Genomic DNA, 15,513 nt, shown 5'->3' on the forward strand with positions numbered 1-15,513 from the left:
TCTACACTTATTGGTTTAATAGACGTCCGTAACCTGGACACTGCGCTGCTTTTCCAGTCAGATGCATCGCATGCCAGAACATTGCTGAATTGCTGCAAACAACGGGAATATCAAACTTGTCTTCAATTTCCTGAATATGGTCGAGGACGCGTAAATTGGTGCACGACATAAAGACTAAGTCAGCCCCCGAATCAGGTAAGATTTTGTCTAGAGCCTCAAGCATGGACTCTTTAGAAACTGTTGTAATATCAGTATCTTTTTCAATTCCCAGCGAGCCAAGGACAACGACCTCGAAGCCAGCGTTGGTCAGCTGCTGATACAGAGGGAAATTCACTTCTGTCGGATATGGAGAGAAAACGGCAATTTTCTTGGCGCCTAGGTGTTTGAATGCGGCCTGGGCTGCGGTCCACGGATTAGTAGCAGGGATATCACCGCGATTTTTCGTCAGCAGGTTGGCAACCTTTTCCTCACCGATAATGATAGAGGCCGACGTACAGCCGAAAGCCATCACATCCATCGGCAAGCCTGTAGCAATCAAATCTGACGCTTCGCTGATACCGGTCGCAATCTGATCCAAGGCTTCAGGCGTCATTTCACTGCTGTAATAAACACGGGAGCTAAATACACCGGCCTGGGTACCAAGTAGTTTTGCCCAGTCCATCTCTAGGGAGTGGTCAGTACTTAGCTGGACAAGACCAATGTGAACACGATCAATACGCGGAGACTGTACATGAGTAAGTGGAGTTTCAAACTTCTGGAATTCTTCAATCGTTTGCATGATTCTGATCTTTTTATAGTTATGTTGCTTTGTTGCCATGCCGAACACCTCGGCATGGCATAAATTGAGCTTAAGAAATAACAATTAGCTCAGGCTCAGCGCGCTCGCTCAGCCACTCTGCACCGTCTTCGGTGATCACGATGTTCTCTTCATGAACCATTGACTTACCAGGTGCATACACCATACCTGGCTCAAGGGTCATCACCATGCCCGGTTTCAGAACCGTGTTGTCTGTTGCCGTGTTGGACGGACGCTCGGTCAGCTCCATACCCAGGCCATGGCCAAGGCGGCCAACATCGTTACCCAGTGCGCCATTTGCCTCTAACACCTTCCACATTGCGTTATAGATGTCAGTGGTGGTTGCTCCAGGACGTGCCGCTTCAAAGCCCTTGGTCGTTGCTTCATAAGTTGCACGGTATGCAGCTTTGGTCTCTTCGCTTGCGTTGCCGAATGCCCAGTTACGGTCAAAGTCAGAGAAATAGCCGTCACGAACCGCACCGGTATCAATGATCAGCACGTCGCCCTCTTCGATAATGCGATCTGTCGGGCCCATAATGATGCTGTCGTAACCGTCAGGACCTGAACCGGCAATGATGTAAGGACATTCATCAGCACCTTCCAGCAGCATATCGATACGGAACTGCTTACAAATCTCACGCTCAGTCATGCCTGCACGGGCATAATCAGGGATTTTATTGAAGCCAACATTGGTGATACGGCAAATTTCGCGAGTCTTCTCGATTTCTGCCTGCGATTTAATCTGGCGCAGCTCGTGCATCGCTAATGACACATCGACGAACTCTTTTTTCACCATGGTTGTCAGCTTCAGGTAGTTGTTCACCGGCATGCGCAAGTGAGACTCGATACCCAATGTCGCACCAACTCGACCGTGACGGCATGGCAGCGAGTTCAGGGCACTGGCAACCAGGCTGATCCCGTCATCCTCTGGACGCGGTGACGGCCAGGTGATGATGTTTTCCACCCAAGTACCAGCCATGCCGCTTGCACCAATTTCAGGGATGATGGCGATTGGCTTACCTTCGGCAGGAACCACGACAAACCAAGGACGAGTTGGGCTATGCCAGAACTGAGTATGGAACCCAGTAAAGTAACGAACATTCGGCTCAGTTGTGAAAATCATCGCATCGAGCTTCATCTCATGCATGACTTTCTGTGCACGTGCTGTTCTATGTTCAAATTCAGACGTTTCAAAACCACGTTGTAAATAGTTAGTCATTACGACCTCTTCCTTTATTGTCATGGCTGTGTGGTAAGGCTGTAGGGCACAGAAGTGAACGGTAACCGCCACACAGTTCAATATTGTTTACGTTACTGTGGTGCATCTTACTGAATATTGAGTTAAATAATGTGACCTGCGTCGCGCAGTTAACTTTAGTGTACTATTAATGCGTTAATTTGGAATTTTTTGTGATTTAAGTCAATTTTAGTTCCCGTTAGTTAACTTTACAGTTGCCTGATATCGCAATTTATAGTTTTATAGTTACACAAAGTTGATTTTATCCTTGCTTTCTTGGCAACTGAGGAACAAAATAGTTAACAGTCTCAGTTCACTATTGTGGTCATAAATGAAAACTACAGCATATGCATCGTTTAATGCAGAATTTACCGACAAAGACAGAGAGTTCTTGGTTACTTACTTTCGGTTAGCCGACACCATTGCTGATTTTATCGGTCCTCATTGCGAGGTTGTGATTCACTCATTTGAAAGCCTGGAGAAATCAGTCGTCAAGATCGTCAACGGCCACCACACAGGTCGTAAAGTTGGCTCCCCGATAACTGATCTCGGGCTAAAAATGCTCAGCCTGATCGAAAAAACGGGCGAGGTAACACCGAAAAGCTATTTCACGACGAGCAAAGACGGCTCTTTACTGAAATCAACGACCTGCGTACTGGCAGGTGAAAACGGAAAGCCGATTGGATTGTTTTGTATCAATATGAACCTGTCCCATCCCTTCCCGGAAATAATCAAAACATTAATGCCCGACATGGCGAACTCCCACGTCGCTGTTAATGAAAATTTCAGTTCATGTGCAACCGATGTGATTGAGCAAGCGCTTGATCATGCTATTCAAGAAATTGAAAGTGACACTTCGGTTAACTTGAAAGGTAAAAACAAAGCGATAACCAAGCTATTACTTGAAAACGGGATATTTGAATTAAAAGAGGCGACAGCCATGGTTTCCGAGCGACTCGGGATCACTCGCCATGCAGTTTATAAATATATCCGCGAATTCAAATCGTAATAACAGAGATAAAAGAGAAAAATAATGAAGACAAAAATCCACACAGATCTAGCCCCTGCAGCAATTGGTCCATACTCACAAGGTACGGCATTCAAAGACATGGTTTTCACCTCTGGCCAACTACCGCTAGACCCGGAAACAATGGCTTTTGTTGAGGGAGGCATCAAAGAACAGGCTCGTAAGTCACTGGAAAACCTAAAGGCAGTGCTGGAAGAGAGCGGTGCTTCATTGGATTCTGTGCTGAAAACAACGTGTTTTCTGTCTGATATGGAAAACTTCGCTGCATTCAACGAAGTATACACGGAAGTCTTTGGTACCGAGAACGCGCCAGCCCGTTCATGTGTCGAAGCTGCACGTTTGCCTAAAGATGCATTGGTTGAAGTAGAAGCTGTCGCTTTTATCCACCAGTAATAACGAAGTGAGGCCAGCCGTCGCCGACGGTGGCCTAGTCCCTGTTCTGCCCCTTTCGAAGTGATGATTATGCTTAAAGTCTCTAATAACCAGTTCTATACCGGTGAAACCTGTTCACTATTCACGACAGAAATCGCACAACGTACCCGCGAATTCCATCGTCAAATTGAGGGTTACCAGCCAACCCCTTTGGTTTCATTGCCTCAGCTTGCCGCCAAGCTTGGCGTAAAAGCCATTATGGTAAAAGATGAATCGCACCGTTTTGGTCTTAATGCATTTAAAGTACTGGGCGGTTCGTATGCCCTGGGTAGACTACTGGCCGAGCACCTGAAAATGGATATTGCAGAGATCGACCTGAAAACGGTTTCTTCGAAGCTAGAAAAACCACTGGTATTTACCACTGCAACTGCCGGTAACCACGGCACAGGTGTAGCATGGGCTGCTCGTGAAATGGGTCAGAAAGCGGTTGTATATATGCCGAAAGGCTCTGCACAAGCCAGTGTAAACCGTATCAAGGGACTAGGCGCAGAGTGCATCGTCACTGACGTTAACTATGACGACACCGTTCGTCTTGCCAACAAAACCGCCGAAGAAAACGGCTCGATGCTGGTACAAGATACGGCATGGGAAGGTTACGACAAGATCCCAACATGGATTTCGCAGGGCTACATGACAATGGCTGACGAGGCTATTGAACAGGCTGCGGCTATGCCTGAAGGCCTGCCAACACACGTGATGCTTCAGGCAGGCGTGGGCGCAATGGCTGGCGGTGTTCTTGGCTTCCTCGCCGACAAACTGGGCGCAGAGAATTTTAAAACCATTATTGCCGAGCCAAGTGCCGCTGACTGTATCTTCCGCTCTGGCTCGAGCGATGACGGCAGCATGGTTAATGTAACCGGTGATCTCAACTCCATCATGGCTGGCCTGGCCTGCGGCGAACCTAACCCGGTTACCTGGCCAATCCTACGAGACTGTAGCGATGTATTTGTCTCTGTTGACGATAATGTTGCTGCAACTGGCATGCGTATTCTCGGTAACCCGCTAAAAGGCGATCAGGCCATCACCAGCGGTGAGTCAGGCGCAATTACCATGGGTCTTCTACACCTGCTGGCAAACCACCCTGAAGGGCAGAAAGTCGCCAAGAACATTGGCCTTGACCAGGATGCTGTGGTCATGATTTTCAGCACCGAAGGTGATACCAACGCCGAGCGTTACCGCCAGATCGTCTGGGAAGGCAAACTGCCGCTTAATGACTAAGCATAATCTGTGGCCATCATCAGCTTGATGGACTCACTGACAAAAATACCCCCTCTAAATGACAAGTTTAGAGGGGGTATTTTGTTGATGTTGATAGGGTTACTTTCCTCAAGCCGCGTTATAAGCCTGAGATCGACGACGCCACCATTTGTGCAGCTCTTCGATAACGAATAAGCTGGAAGCAATCAACAGCAATTGGATCCACTGGACTAAAGAAATCGGCTGAATAGCTAATACGTCACTGATACCCGGAGTGTACATAGCGGCAATATGCACCAGCTGGGCAATAGGAACAGCACATATCAAAAATGGATTAGCAAAGACTGGCAACGTAAATAATGACAACGTTTCAGAACGACTATTCAACGCGTGAATATTGCCAAACAATACCATCAGCATAAGGGTCAGATTTCTCGCCAGCTCCACTGATTGGCCAGCCTCTAGAGCCAAGTAATAATGTACAAATGCTAAGCCCCCCATTACGGTGCCAGAAATCACGATATGCTCGATTATTACTTTTTCAAAAATCGGCTCGCTAGGCTTTCTCGGCTTACGGCTTAATTCATTACCTTCTTTAGGTTCAAACGCCAGCGCGACGTCCTGCAGTCCATTGGCAACTAAGTTCAACCATAAAAGTTGGACGGCAATCATAGGCATAGGCAATCCGGCAAGAACCGAAAGGAAAAACAACCAAAGAGCAGAAAAACCAGTTGCCACCAAGAGGGCAATAACCTTACGTATATTGTTGTATACCACACGGCCTTGCTCGATACCGGATACAATAGAAGCAAAATTATCATCTGTAATAATAAGATCTGCGGTTTCTTTGGCAACATCGGTGCCGCGTTTGCCCATTGCGATGCCAGTATTAGCCTGACGCATCGCTGGGGCATCGTTCACGCCATCTCCGGTTACCGCAACAAAATGCTCTTGGCGCATGAAACTGTCAACAATCTGCTCTTTTTGTTGCGGCTCAATACGGGCAAAAACGCGGACTGGCCTAATTAATTCATCTGCGGCTTTTGGACCTTTGGCATTGGCCTTGTGGATCATAGCACCAGTCACGACAGCGGCATCTTGTCCACACAATCCAAGCTCTATTGCAATCGATTTTGCTGTAGCGGGGTGATCACCAGTGATCATAGCAACTTCAACCCCTCCCTCACGACAACGGGTTATAGCATCAAAAGCTTCATGACGGACAGGATCAATCATGGCCACCATACCTAAAAAGCTCATATGCTCGAATTGCTTACAACCACATTCAATCACTTCTTTCTTTGCAAGGGCAATGATTCGATAACCTTGTTTCGCAAGAGATTCAAATTGGTCCTCAATCAATGCCTTGTCAATTTGTACCGAGCCAGACGACGTTTCCATGTGACTGCACATACTGAGCATTTTTTCAGGGCTGCCTTTGGCGTATAACCAAGATTTGTCACCATCAAAGTTTACGCTTCCGCTATAGGCTTTTTCTGATTCATAAGGAATAAGCTCCAACTGAGTATGCTGCTGACGAAGCTGAGTAATCGACAAACCCAACTTCTTGGCTAACACCAGAAATGCAACGTCAACAATATCACCATCCGATACCCACTCTCCCCCGGCATAACTAAGATGGCTTTCATTAGCCAAGACACCCGCAATACACAACTGCTGCAGGTGCTGTTGCTCAGTATTGCCGCAGACCTTACCCCCAGGTGAAACCCCCTCTCCCGTTACCTGAAATACCTTATCATCCGGTAGTACAACTTGACGTATCGTCAATTCATTTACGGTTAATGTGCCCGTTTTATCCGAGCAAATAAAGGTACATGAGCCGAGTGATTCCACGGCGATCAATTTGCGGATAATGACACTATTTTTGGCCATTCGTCTCATGCCTATAGCCAAAGCAACAGTCAATGCTGCGGGCAGCCCTTCTGGTATCACCGAGACAGCAAGACCAATCGTCATTAAAATAATGGCCTCAGTGGTATAGTTCCCTTTTAGCAACATCATGATCGTAAGCGATAAGATGGCAACAAAAATACCGCCGGCAACTTGATAGGTAAAAGCCCGGATGCGGATCATTAATGGGGGCTCGGAAACACGCTCTTTAGTGACATGACGAGCAATACGACCAATTTCGGTATTAGTAGCCGTAGCTATAGCAATGGCTTGGGCACGCCCATGGGTAATAATACTACCAGCAAAACAATGGTTTACCTTTTCCGACAGCGGCGCGTCTTCATCAACCGTTGCAATCGCATTTTTACTTACCGCCAGAGACTCGCCAGTTAGCATCGATTCATCCACAGTAAGGTTATGGCTACTAATAAGAGTTACGTCAGCAGGAACCTTATCGCCAGAAGAGAGCTGTACCAAATCTCCCGGTACAATTTCTTCAACATCAATCGTACGGGCGACACTATCGCGGATAACATGGGCCATCCCTTTGATCATATTGCGTAACGCCATCGCCGATCGTTGTGCCGAATACTCCTGAACAGTTCCTATGATGGCATTAAGAATCAGCACCACAATAATGAAGACACCGCTGGGATTTTGTCCCAGGGTAAATGAAATAATTGCGGCAACAACCAGAATATAGATAAACGGACTTAAAAACTGCCGAGCAAATATTTGTACCGTACCGGGCATCGGAGGCTCAGGTAGGCGGTTGAGACCATACTCTTTCAGTCTCTCTTCAGCTTGCTCTTGCGTTAAACCACCAGTAACTTGATCAGACCCACCCCAAGTATCTGAATTTTGGCCAACATACTCAGACTTTATAGCTTCTTTCAGAGAATTTAACGTCATATGCTAATTCCCGCTATAAATAGCAGTTAAACCAATTATGTCACTCTTTTCCCACACGAATAAATTAGCAACCCATCATTGCAACTGAATGACCAATCATTCATCCCCTCACTTTTATCAAGGATAGACCGATAAATATGTAACGGGTGATATAAGTATATCCGTTTAGAGTGGCTTTGCTGGATCGCAGTGACGATCACTCTAGCATTCTGTTTCAGTTAACGAAACCAAGCCTTATGACGTTGGACTAAGTCTCAAACGTAGACTATACCTGAATAAGCCTTTTTTCAGGATGAGAACATTATCAATAAAACATGATCACCTAATAGAGATGATTTGTTTCTACTCAGTTCAAAGCTCACTATCGTTATGTTAAGGAATACTGACTTTGAAGTAGTACAAATTCTACCTTTAAGTGAGGCTTGAATGAAAAAACCACTGCGCAAAATTACCTGGGGCAGCCTTATTATCGGTTTTGCGCTGGGGGTTTTCTTGGTTCCGGCAACGATCACTTTTAATCATTTCACGTCTACCGAGGATTTCTGCGGGAACTCCTGTCACGCCATGTCATGGGTTATTAATGACCCTAGCTATATCAATTCTTCCCATCGCAAAAATGGCAGTGGCGTTGTTGCAACATGCAAAGATTGCCATCTACCCAATGACTTACTGCGAGAAACCTGGGCCCATATACGTGATGGAAGCCGAGATCTAATTGCCAGTTTATCGAACGATTTCAGCGAAAAACAAACATGGGAGGCAAGGCGTCAAGCATTAACTTACGAAGTACGAAAAAAGATGATTGCCGATAATAGTGAGAGCTGCAGTTCATGCCACCAGCTGGCATTTTTAGAAAATACTAAAGAGCGTGTCGGGCGCCAACACGAATTGGCCAATCGAAATAATGTGAAATGCATTCAGTGTCATTTCAATTTAGTTCATTCGCCTGTTAAGCCATCAGTTTTTGATCGGGAAGATTTGAAACTATTACCCAATTATGAGCGCGTCTCTGTAGCGCCAGCAAATCAACAATAGCCTTAAGCGAGAGGATTATATGGATCTAGATAGACGCGATTTTATGAAAGGCCTGGCTGCAGCAGGGGTCTCTGCTCCCATTTTCGGTAGTTTCAATTTGAATGCAGCGAAGACTCAAGCAGGAGCAAAGAATTGGACTCCATCACCATCAGATAGTATTAAATCCACCTGTGTTCATTGTGTTAATTTTTGCGGCATTGATATACAAAGAAGCGATGGAGTCATCCGTGCTATTTATCCCGACAGTGCTCGTAAAGAGTTTTACAACCATGGGATATGCCCGAAAGGCGCTTCTGGGTTATTTAACACCTACAACCCTTATCGCTTGAAAAAACCACTGAAACGGACAAATAAAAAGAAAGGGCTGGATGTTGACCCTGGTTGGGTTGAAATAAGCTGGGAAGAAGCCTTTGATACCATTACAAAAAAGATGGACAAAATTCGTCGCGAAGATCCCGCCAAACTTATTTGGCAACATGGCCATGGCAAGTATCTAATTGGCGACAAATTCCCCAAAGCCTTTGCAAAAGCGTTTGGAACTCCCAATCTGGTACACCGGACGACAACATGTGAGGCGGCCCGGCATGTTGCCGACGAGCTGACATGGGGTTATCACGGGTTTTTGCCCGATTTAAAGCAGACACGATTGTTCGTCAATTTTGGTGGCAATTATTTTGAAGCAGAACAATTTTCTCGCTGGTTTGACCATGCGTCATTAGATGCCAAGGAAAACGGGATGTACAGTGTGGTTGTAGAGCCTCGGCTCTCAGTATGTGCATCCAAGGCTGACAAATGGATACCGGTTCGACCGGGGAAAGACATTATCTTGATATTGGGCATTGCCAGAGAATTAATCGCCAATCAATTTGTTGATGAGGAGTTTTTAGTCCAGTACACCAATGCTCCCATTCTGCTCGGTGAGCAAGGTGAGGCGATAAAAAATCAAAACGGGGATTATCTGATCTGGGACACAGTCAGCCAGTCAGCCCGACCATTTAGCGATGATGTAACCCCCGCATTGCGAGGGCGGTTTAAGCATAATGATCGTCAGGTTATAACGGCTTTCGAAACTTTTGCCAATGGTGTGTCTGACATTACGCCACAATACGTCGAAGAAGTGGCGGATGTTCCAGCCAAGCAAGTCAAACAACTAGCACAGTTAATTGGTGAAAAGGCCATGATCGGCGCGACGGTCGTTGTGGACGGGCAACGAAAACGCTATCGACCTGTCGCTCTTCATACATTCAGAGGCTTATCTGCCAAGCAATATGGCGTCCAGAATTGGCGAGCTGCGTTAATCATTCAGATGATAATTGGGAGTATCGATGCAGTTGGTGGGACTCAACTGCACAGTGCTTATAAACAACCCAAATATTTCAAACCGTCCAAAGCTGAGTATCCCCCAAAAAGAGTTGATTTACAGGAAAGCGTCTTCTTTCCCCATGCAACCCATAATGTGGCTCAGCAAGTGGCTTTGTCGATATTGGAGCCCGATCGTTATGGGCTTCCCTATGTGCCGGAGATGCAAATTTTTTATGCCACTAACCGGCCTTTTTCAACCTCTGACACCAAGCCTCAATTTGAGTCGCTCAAAAAAACATTCAATGTTTGTATTGATATTGTGATGAGTGAGACTGCATGCATGTCAGATATTGTCTTACCTGACATGACTTATCTTGAGTCGTGGCATTTTTCACCGACTCGCTATACACCTTACACAAAACACAGTGCCATTCGTCAACCAGCTACTAATGCCTATAACCTTGAGCATGATGGTTACAGTATTATCTGGGAGTTAGCACGTCGCCTTGGCATTCTTGATGACTATGTTGATCAAATTAACACTCGTTGGGGGCTAAAAAAATATCCCTTCAAGAAAGGCAAGAATTACACCGCCAAAGAAGCCGTAGAGTTAATCTGGAAAGAAAAAACCAAAGGCAAGTCGTTTGAATCAGCGATTGAGAAAGGGTTTGTTGGTAAACATCTTGCGCCATCAGAAATCTATTGGGGAGGGATCGAAAAAGTATTTAACGGACCAGGAAAGCCTAAAATGAAATTTTACGCCGATCAACTTGTTGAAACAATGGCACTGGTGCGCCAAACCGTTGCTCAGCACGATATTAAATCTATCGATCTAGAAAAATACGCAGTTAGCCTTTCTCCTCTCCCGCAAAAAGAACATGGTTTTCCAACGCCGCACCTTGAAGCTAATGACTATCCTTTTTATTTAATCACCTTTAAGCACATGTACAGAAATCAATCGGGTAATACCTCAACTAATCCTATTCTTAACGCGTTGGGGCCCGACACCCAGGAAAACGGTGTGGTCATCAATGCCACTATAGCCGCTAAAAAAGGCATTCGGGAGGGTGATATCGTGGTGATTGAAACGCGTATTGGCAAAGTACAGGGAAAAGCATTGCTGACTCAAGGAATACGGCCGGATACCGTCGGTGCTTCCTATCATTTTGGCCAGCAGAGCCAGGGGTTGCCTGAATATGCAAAGAAAGGAATATGGATAAATCAAGTGCTGGAGCTTCATCCTGATGTGGTATCTGGAATGAATAGTTTTAATGATACCAAATGTAAATTGTACAAAGCTTGAAGGATAGGATCATGACTCAGTTTGTGCGTGTTATTGATTTGGAACGGTGTATTGGGTGTCGTGCCTGTTCAGCGGCATGCAGTGTTGAAAACCAGTGCGCCCCCGATACTCCCTGGCAGGTGGTACACAACTATGAAATAGGAAAATATCCCAATGTTCGTGAAAAATTCGTACCGATGGGATGCATGCATTGTGAGAATGCGCCGTGCGAAAAAGTGTGTCATGAAATAGACGTCCATGCGATCACAACCAATGAATATGGCATTGTACTGTTTGATTACGATAAATGTATAAGTTGCGGTTATTGCGAGTCTGTGTGCCCCTATGGCGTGCCTCAGTTCCAGAAAAAGCGCGAGACATTATATGTTGATGAAGATCCTACGCCATATGAAGCATTACCAATGGAGAGTAAACATCCGCTGCACAGAAAGAAACAAGGAGTCGCACAGAAGTGCACATCTTGTTGGCATAAAATCGAAAAGGCAATTGAAGATAATAGCGTTGAACAAGTGGGTATTGCTCCGCAATATACGCCCACATGTGATTTGGTCTGCCCGGTCGATGCGCGTGCCTTTGGTAATGTCGACGATACCGATAGTAAAGTCGCCCAATGGATTGGAGAGAAAAAAGCGGAGCAGATGAAAAAGGAATATGGCACGTTACCGCGGGTCTACTACATATCAAGCGGAGGAGGCGACTAATGTCTATCCCGTCATTGAGCCGTTCTCCCTTAAAAAGGCTGGCCGTTAAGCGACTAATTTTACTTCTGTTCTCTTTTTCAGCTAGTAATTTGCTCGTTTTCGCTGTGAATGCAAAAGACGATACAGATAAACAGGCAGAGATGATTGAGTATGCAAGGTTAGGTGAGAAAATCAGGCAAAACAAAATTAACGTGGGTAACATCTATTCAGTATCAGATAAAAATGGACGTTTTCATATTATTCATGCCGATAAATTATTGTTGGACTGCAGCCACTGTCATTTATCTTCCTCATATAAAGCAGACTATTTAATCCTTTCCAAATTTAAAATTCTACCGTCCAGCAATAAAGGTCGTATCGAAAAATCTGTTTGCCTGGGATGTCACCAGACGGGCGGAATGGGAACCCCATGGTATACAGGCAGTACAATAAAAGATGACCAAAATGAATAAGAGAAAATGTGTAGAATTACGTAGCCATACTTATCGTCTGTTTGCAGGCTTGATTAATCAGCCGATGAGTGCTGCCACATGGCAACAACTTATTCAATGGGCCAAACAAACAGGTGAGAGTGGTTTCTTATCCCCTGTGCAACAATGGATTATTGAACATGAAAAGCTATCGAATGATGGTTTGATGAGTATGGCGGTTGATTTCACTTGTTTGTTTACCGGTATTTCCCAGGAATTCGGCCCACCACCGCCGTATGAACACCTTTATCGAGAAAATATAGAACCATCAGATTGCCGTTCTGCCGTCATTCAATGCTATAACAACTATGATTTTAAACCCTTAGATCCGTACAACAATGTTAGTGATCATATAGTAGCTGAGTTGCAATATATGTCTTTTTTGGCATCTCAGCAGTTACAGCCAACTGATATCTTTTTAGAACTCAATGATACTCTTATTTTGCGGCAACAATCATTTCTTCAGCATCATCTATTATCTTGGGTTCATTCATGGTGTAATCATGTTGAGTCTCAAAATAACAAGCTGAAATTTTATTCTCATGTTATCAGTGCATTGATTTGTTTTCTTGAACAAGATTTCGAAAACTTAAGCCGAGACAGAGCACCAACCTGATTCGGTTGCGTACAATGAATAACTAGTGCAATTTCAATGATGTGAACAACTAATATCGCCTTTAATATTTTCGCTATATTTTTGCACTACGCTCAAAAGTGATAGTTAGTGAGAGACGCTCAATTGAGTAAGATTAACCTGCCAGTTCTGGTTACGTCATGTTTTGTATCGTGACAGGTTACATCAAAGCTATCCACAACAATAACCCATCATTCATTGCTTGCTTTTTTATCTGTCGCCTTTTTTAACGGTTTTGTTTCTGCCTTATCTCTCGGTGACAACTCTACAACTTGCTCTTTTTCTGCTGGATGGGTACTGCCAAAGAACTTGCCGCCTTGCTCGATACTCAAGTTATCACAGTAAATAGTACCTGAGATTTTCCCGCTCTCGATAATTTCAACGGCATTGGCGTAACAGGTACCTTCGATTAGCCCATTCACAATGATTTTATCGGCATAGATCTCACCTTTAATGCGCCCTGACTTGCTAACCACTAAGTTTTTTTCAATCCGAAGCTTACCTTCGATAATGCCATCAACCTGAATATCACACGTTAGCTGGAGCTCGCCAATGATATTGCATCCCTTTGCGATGACAGTTGTAGTTGCATGCTGACTTGCTGCTTTACTTTGTTTGTTAAAGATGCCCATTTAACCTTTTTCTCTTTTTCAAAAATAGATTCAAAATTATTAATATCCCAGTCGACAAATGGCCGAGGGTCTAGCGCCCTACCTATAAAGCGGACTTCATAATGCAAATGCGGACCTGATGACAAACCTGAATTACCGGAATAACCAATCAAATCTCCCTTGCTGACAAAATCACCGCTTCTAACAGCAAATTTCTGCAGATGGGAATATGACGACGTAAAACCAAAGGAGTGCTGCAATCGCAAAAAGTTTCCCGACCCTTTGTTGTTAGGTCGTACCGTCGCAACAACCCCGTCAGCAGGTGCATAAATCGGCGTACCTGTGTTCACGGCAAAGTCCAAGCCTCGATGTAGACGTTTAGTGCCTGTCACCGGGTGCTTACGTAAACCAAACTGAGATGACTGTCTGGCATTGATGACAGGCGCCCCATTGGGAACACGCCTCAAAATAGCCATTCGGACTGCCGAATTGAGCTCAGCCACATCCAAGCGGAATTCCAGCGGCATATCACCATCGGCATTTACACCAAGTATATTTTCCAGGCTACCCAACCGTTCAGACACCGTGATCAGTTGGTTTTCTCTGTCATCCAAATCGTGTTCAAGCTGTTTTCTCTGCACCTCTAGCGCATTAAGATCTCGATTCAGCGAAGAGGACAGAGTTTCCAACTCTTGATGCTTAGCCCTCGAAAAATCAACCTCATTTAGAAGGTATGCGACGGTACCAGCAATCAGTAATGAAGCGACCAAAAATGAAGCGACAGCCCAGCGAACAGCTTTTCGCACCTTCTTGCCCAGGTAGAAGCATTCGGAGCCATGTATGGTGGATACCGAAATAGTGATACGATCCTTCATGTCATTGTATTTTTAATAGCTGCTCTTATTATTCATAGGCGACGGCTTCAGCAATCTCTTAAGTGAACTGGCCTATTGATCTGTATCTGTTTCACTATGATAGTATTTACCGTTTAGGCACCAGAGAGTTATTCGCGTGAAACTGGATGATATGGAACTGTTTGTTAAGGTGGTTGAACAAGGCAGTTTTACCAAAGCCGCCGACTATTGCGAGATCCCTAAATCAACGGTCAGCCGCCGTATCCGTGACCTGGAGCAAAGCCTGAAAACCCGATTACTGGAGCGAACGACCCGCCGTCTTCACCTTACCGAAGTCGGTGAAGCTTTTTTTCACAAGGCACAGCAAATACTGCAGGAAGTCGAGACCACCGAAAAAGAAATCGCCCAGAAGCAGGGGGACTACTCAGGAAAACTGACCGTCTACGCCCCGGACTGCATTCTTGAGCTCTGTGTCGATCATGTCGCTCAGTTCTGCCAGGATTATCCGGATATCTCGCTAAATTTGCATTCAGACTCGCAGCCGCAACACCTGATGGCCGAGAAACGCTTTGACTTACAGCTCAATATTGGCGAGCAGCCGGACTCTTCCTTTATCGCCCGTCCGCTGGCAACCCTACACTATGACTATTATGCCAGCCCGGATTATCTGGCCGCTCACGGGGAGCCCCAAACCCCCGCCGATCTTCAACAGCTATCGACCCTGGAGCTAGCTCAGAGCAACCCCAGGGCAATGGCGTGGCATTTCCCCCAGCAAACATTGTCGCTAACCCACAAATATAGTGTGGACTCACCCTACGTGTTGAGGGCACTGGCCGTAGCAAATCAGGGAATATGCTGCCTTCCAACCATCATGGTGAGCAACGAGGTTCTGGCTAACAAGCTCGTCAGACTATTTGACGGCCAATACGCCTTTCAGCAGCACCTATACGGGATCTACCATTCTCGCCGTTACGTTCCCAATAAAGTGAAGCTGCTGCTTGATGAGGTTGAGATGCTCCTGCAGGCAAGGATCGATTCGCTCGAGAATGGCATCAAGTAACATTACTTTTATTGTGCCATTTAATGGCACA

14 protein-coding genes are annotated in these 15,513 nt (G+C 45.4%); 9 read left to right on the forward strand and 5 right to left on the reverse strand.

Annotated features, from left to right (window positions below):
- Window positions 1-7: 7 nt before the first annotated feature.
- Both BIT28_RS13045 and BIT28_RS13050 read right to left on the reverse strand, forming a co-directional pair.
- Window positions 8-778, reverse strand: coding sequence for a maleate cis-trans isomerase family protein (locus BIT28_RS13045; protein ID WP_075764671.1), 771 nt, complete (start codon window positions 776-778; stop codon window positions 8-10).
- Between the two features lie 70 nt (window positions 779-848).
- The gene (locus BIT28_RS13050; RefSeq protein ID WP_075764348.1) at window positions 849-2,015 is read right to left on the reverse strand and encodes a M24 family metallopeptidase; all 1,167 of its coding nucleotides are present in this window, start codon (window positions 2,013-2,015) and stop codon (window positions 849-851) included.
- Window positions 2,016-2,364: 349 nt separating this feature from the next.
- Between BIT28_RS13050 and BIT28_RS13055 the strand changes: the two genes are divergently transcribed.
- From BIT28_RS13055 to dpaL, 3 genes are all read left to right on the forward strand, one after another.
- Window positions 2,365-3,042 carry a helix-turn-helix transcriptional regulator gene (locus tag BIT28_RS13055; protein WP_075764350.1) on the forward strand — a complete coding sequence of 226 codons (678 nt, stop codon included), beginning with the start codon at window positions 2,365-2,367 and terminating at the stop codon, window positions 3,040-3,042.
- 24 nt (window positions 3,043-3,066) lie between these two features.
- On the forward strand, window positions 3,067-3,453 hold the full coding sequence (locus BIT28_RS13060) for a RidA family protein (protein ID WP_075764352.1): 387 nt from the start codon (window positions 3,067-3,069) through the stop codon (window positions 3,451-3,453).
- A 69-nt stretch (window positions 3,454-3,522) separates the two neighbouring features.
- On the forward strand, window positions 3,523-4,710 hold the full coding sequence (gene dpaL, locus BIT28_RS13065; RefSeq protein WP_075764673.1) for a diaminopropionate ammonia-lyase: 1,188 nt from the start codon (window positions 3,523-3,525) through the stop codon (window positions 4,708-4,710).
- A gap of 108 nt (window positions 4,711-4,818) precedes the next feature.
- Here the strand turns inward: dpaL and BIT28_RS13070 are convergent, their stop codons facing one another.
- On the reverse strand, window positions 4,819-7,512 hold the full coding sequence (locus BIT28_RS13070) for a cation-translocating P-type ATPase (protein ID WP_083651819.1): 2,694 nt from the start codon (window positions 7,510-7,512) through the stop codon (window positions 4,819-4,821).
- A gap of 426 nt (window positions 7,513-7,938) precedes the next feature.
- Between BIT28_RS13070 and BIT28_RS13075 the strand changes: the two genes are divergently transcribed.
- Genes BIT28_RS13075 through BIT28_RS13095 form a run of 5 tightly spaced genes read left to right on the forward strand, consistent with a single transcriptional unit; the run spans window position 7,939 to window position 12,939 of the window.
- Window positions 7,939-8,547 (forward strand): NapC/NirT family cytochrome c, encoded by a 609-nt coding sequence (locus BIT28_RS13075; RefSeq protein ID WP_075764354.1) that lies wholly within the window; start codon window positions 7,939-7,941, stop codon window positions 8,545-8,547.
- A gap of 19 nt (window positions 8,548-8,566) precedes the next feature.
- The gene (locus BIT28_RS13080; RefSeq protein ID WP_083651820.1) at window positions 8,567-11,152 is read left to right on the forward strand and encodes a molybdopterin-containing oxidoreductase family protein; all 2,586 of its coding nucleotides are present in this window, start codon (window positions 8,567-8,569) and stop codon (window positions 11,150-11,152) included.
- Window positions 11,153-11,163: 11 nt separating this feature from the next.
- On the forward strand, window positions 11,164-11,853 hold the full coding sequence (locus BIT28_RS13085) for a 4Fe-4S dicluster domain-containing protein (protein ID WP_075764356.1): 690 nt from the start codon (window positions 11,164-11,166) through the stop codon (window positions 11,851-11,853).
- Complete coding sequence (locus tag BIT28_RS13090; protein ID WP_075764358.1) at window positions 11,853-12,305, forward strand: hypothetical protein; 453 nt, start codon at window positions 11,853-11,855, stop codon at window positions 12,303-12,305. The genes BIT28_RS13085 and BIT28_RS13090 overlap by 1 nt, the downstream gene beginning before the upstream one ends.
- Window positions 12,298-12,939, forward strand: a complete 642-nt coding sequence (locus BIT28_RS13095; protein ID WP_075764360.1) for a TorD/DmsD family molecular chaperone — start codon at window positions 12,298-12,300, stop codon at window positions 12,937-12,939. The genes BIT28_RS13090 and BIT28_RS13095 overlap by 8 nt, the downstream gene beginning before the upstream one ends.
- 209 nt (window positions 12,940-13,148) lie before the next feature.
- Here the strand turns inward: BIT28_RS13095 and BIT28_RS13100 are convergent, their stop codons facing one another.
- Both BIT28_RS13100 and BIT28_RS13105 read right to left on the reverse strand, forming a co-directional pair.
- Window positions 13,149-13,589 carry a bactofilin family protein gene (locus BIT28_RS13100; RefSeq protein ID WP_075764362.1) on the reverse strand — a complete coding sequence of 147 codons (441 nt, stop codon included), beginning with the start codon at window positions 13,587-13,589 and terminating at the stop codon, window positions 13,149-13,151.
- Complete coding sequence (locus BIT28_RS13105) at window positions 13,493-14,443, reverse strand: M23 family metallopeptidase (protein WP_075764364.1); 951 nt, start codon at window positions 14,441-14,443, stop codon at window positions 13,493-13,495. The genes BIT28_RS13100 and BIT28_RS13105 overlap by 97 nt, the downstream gene beginning before the upstream one ends.
- Before the next feature lie 136 nt (window positions 14,444-14,579).
- Between BIT28_RS13105 and BIT28_RS13110 the strand changes: the two genes are divergently transcribed.
- Entirely contained in the window at window positions 14,580-15,482 is a 903-nt protein-coding gene (locus tag BIT28_RS13110; RefSeq protein ID WP_075764366.1) for a LysR family transcriptional regulator, read from the forward strand.
- Window positions 15,483-15,513: the final 31 nt, after the last annotated feature.

The sequence above is a fragment of the Photobacterium proteolyticum genome (assembly GCF_001939735.1).
GTDB lineage: Bacteria > Pseudomonadota > Gammaproteobacteria > Enterobacterales > Vibrionaceae > Photobacterium > Photobacterium proteolyticum.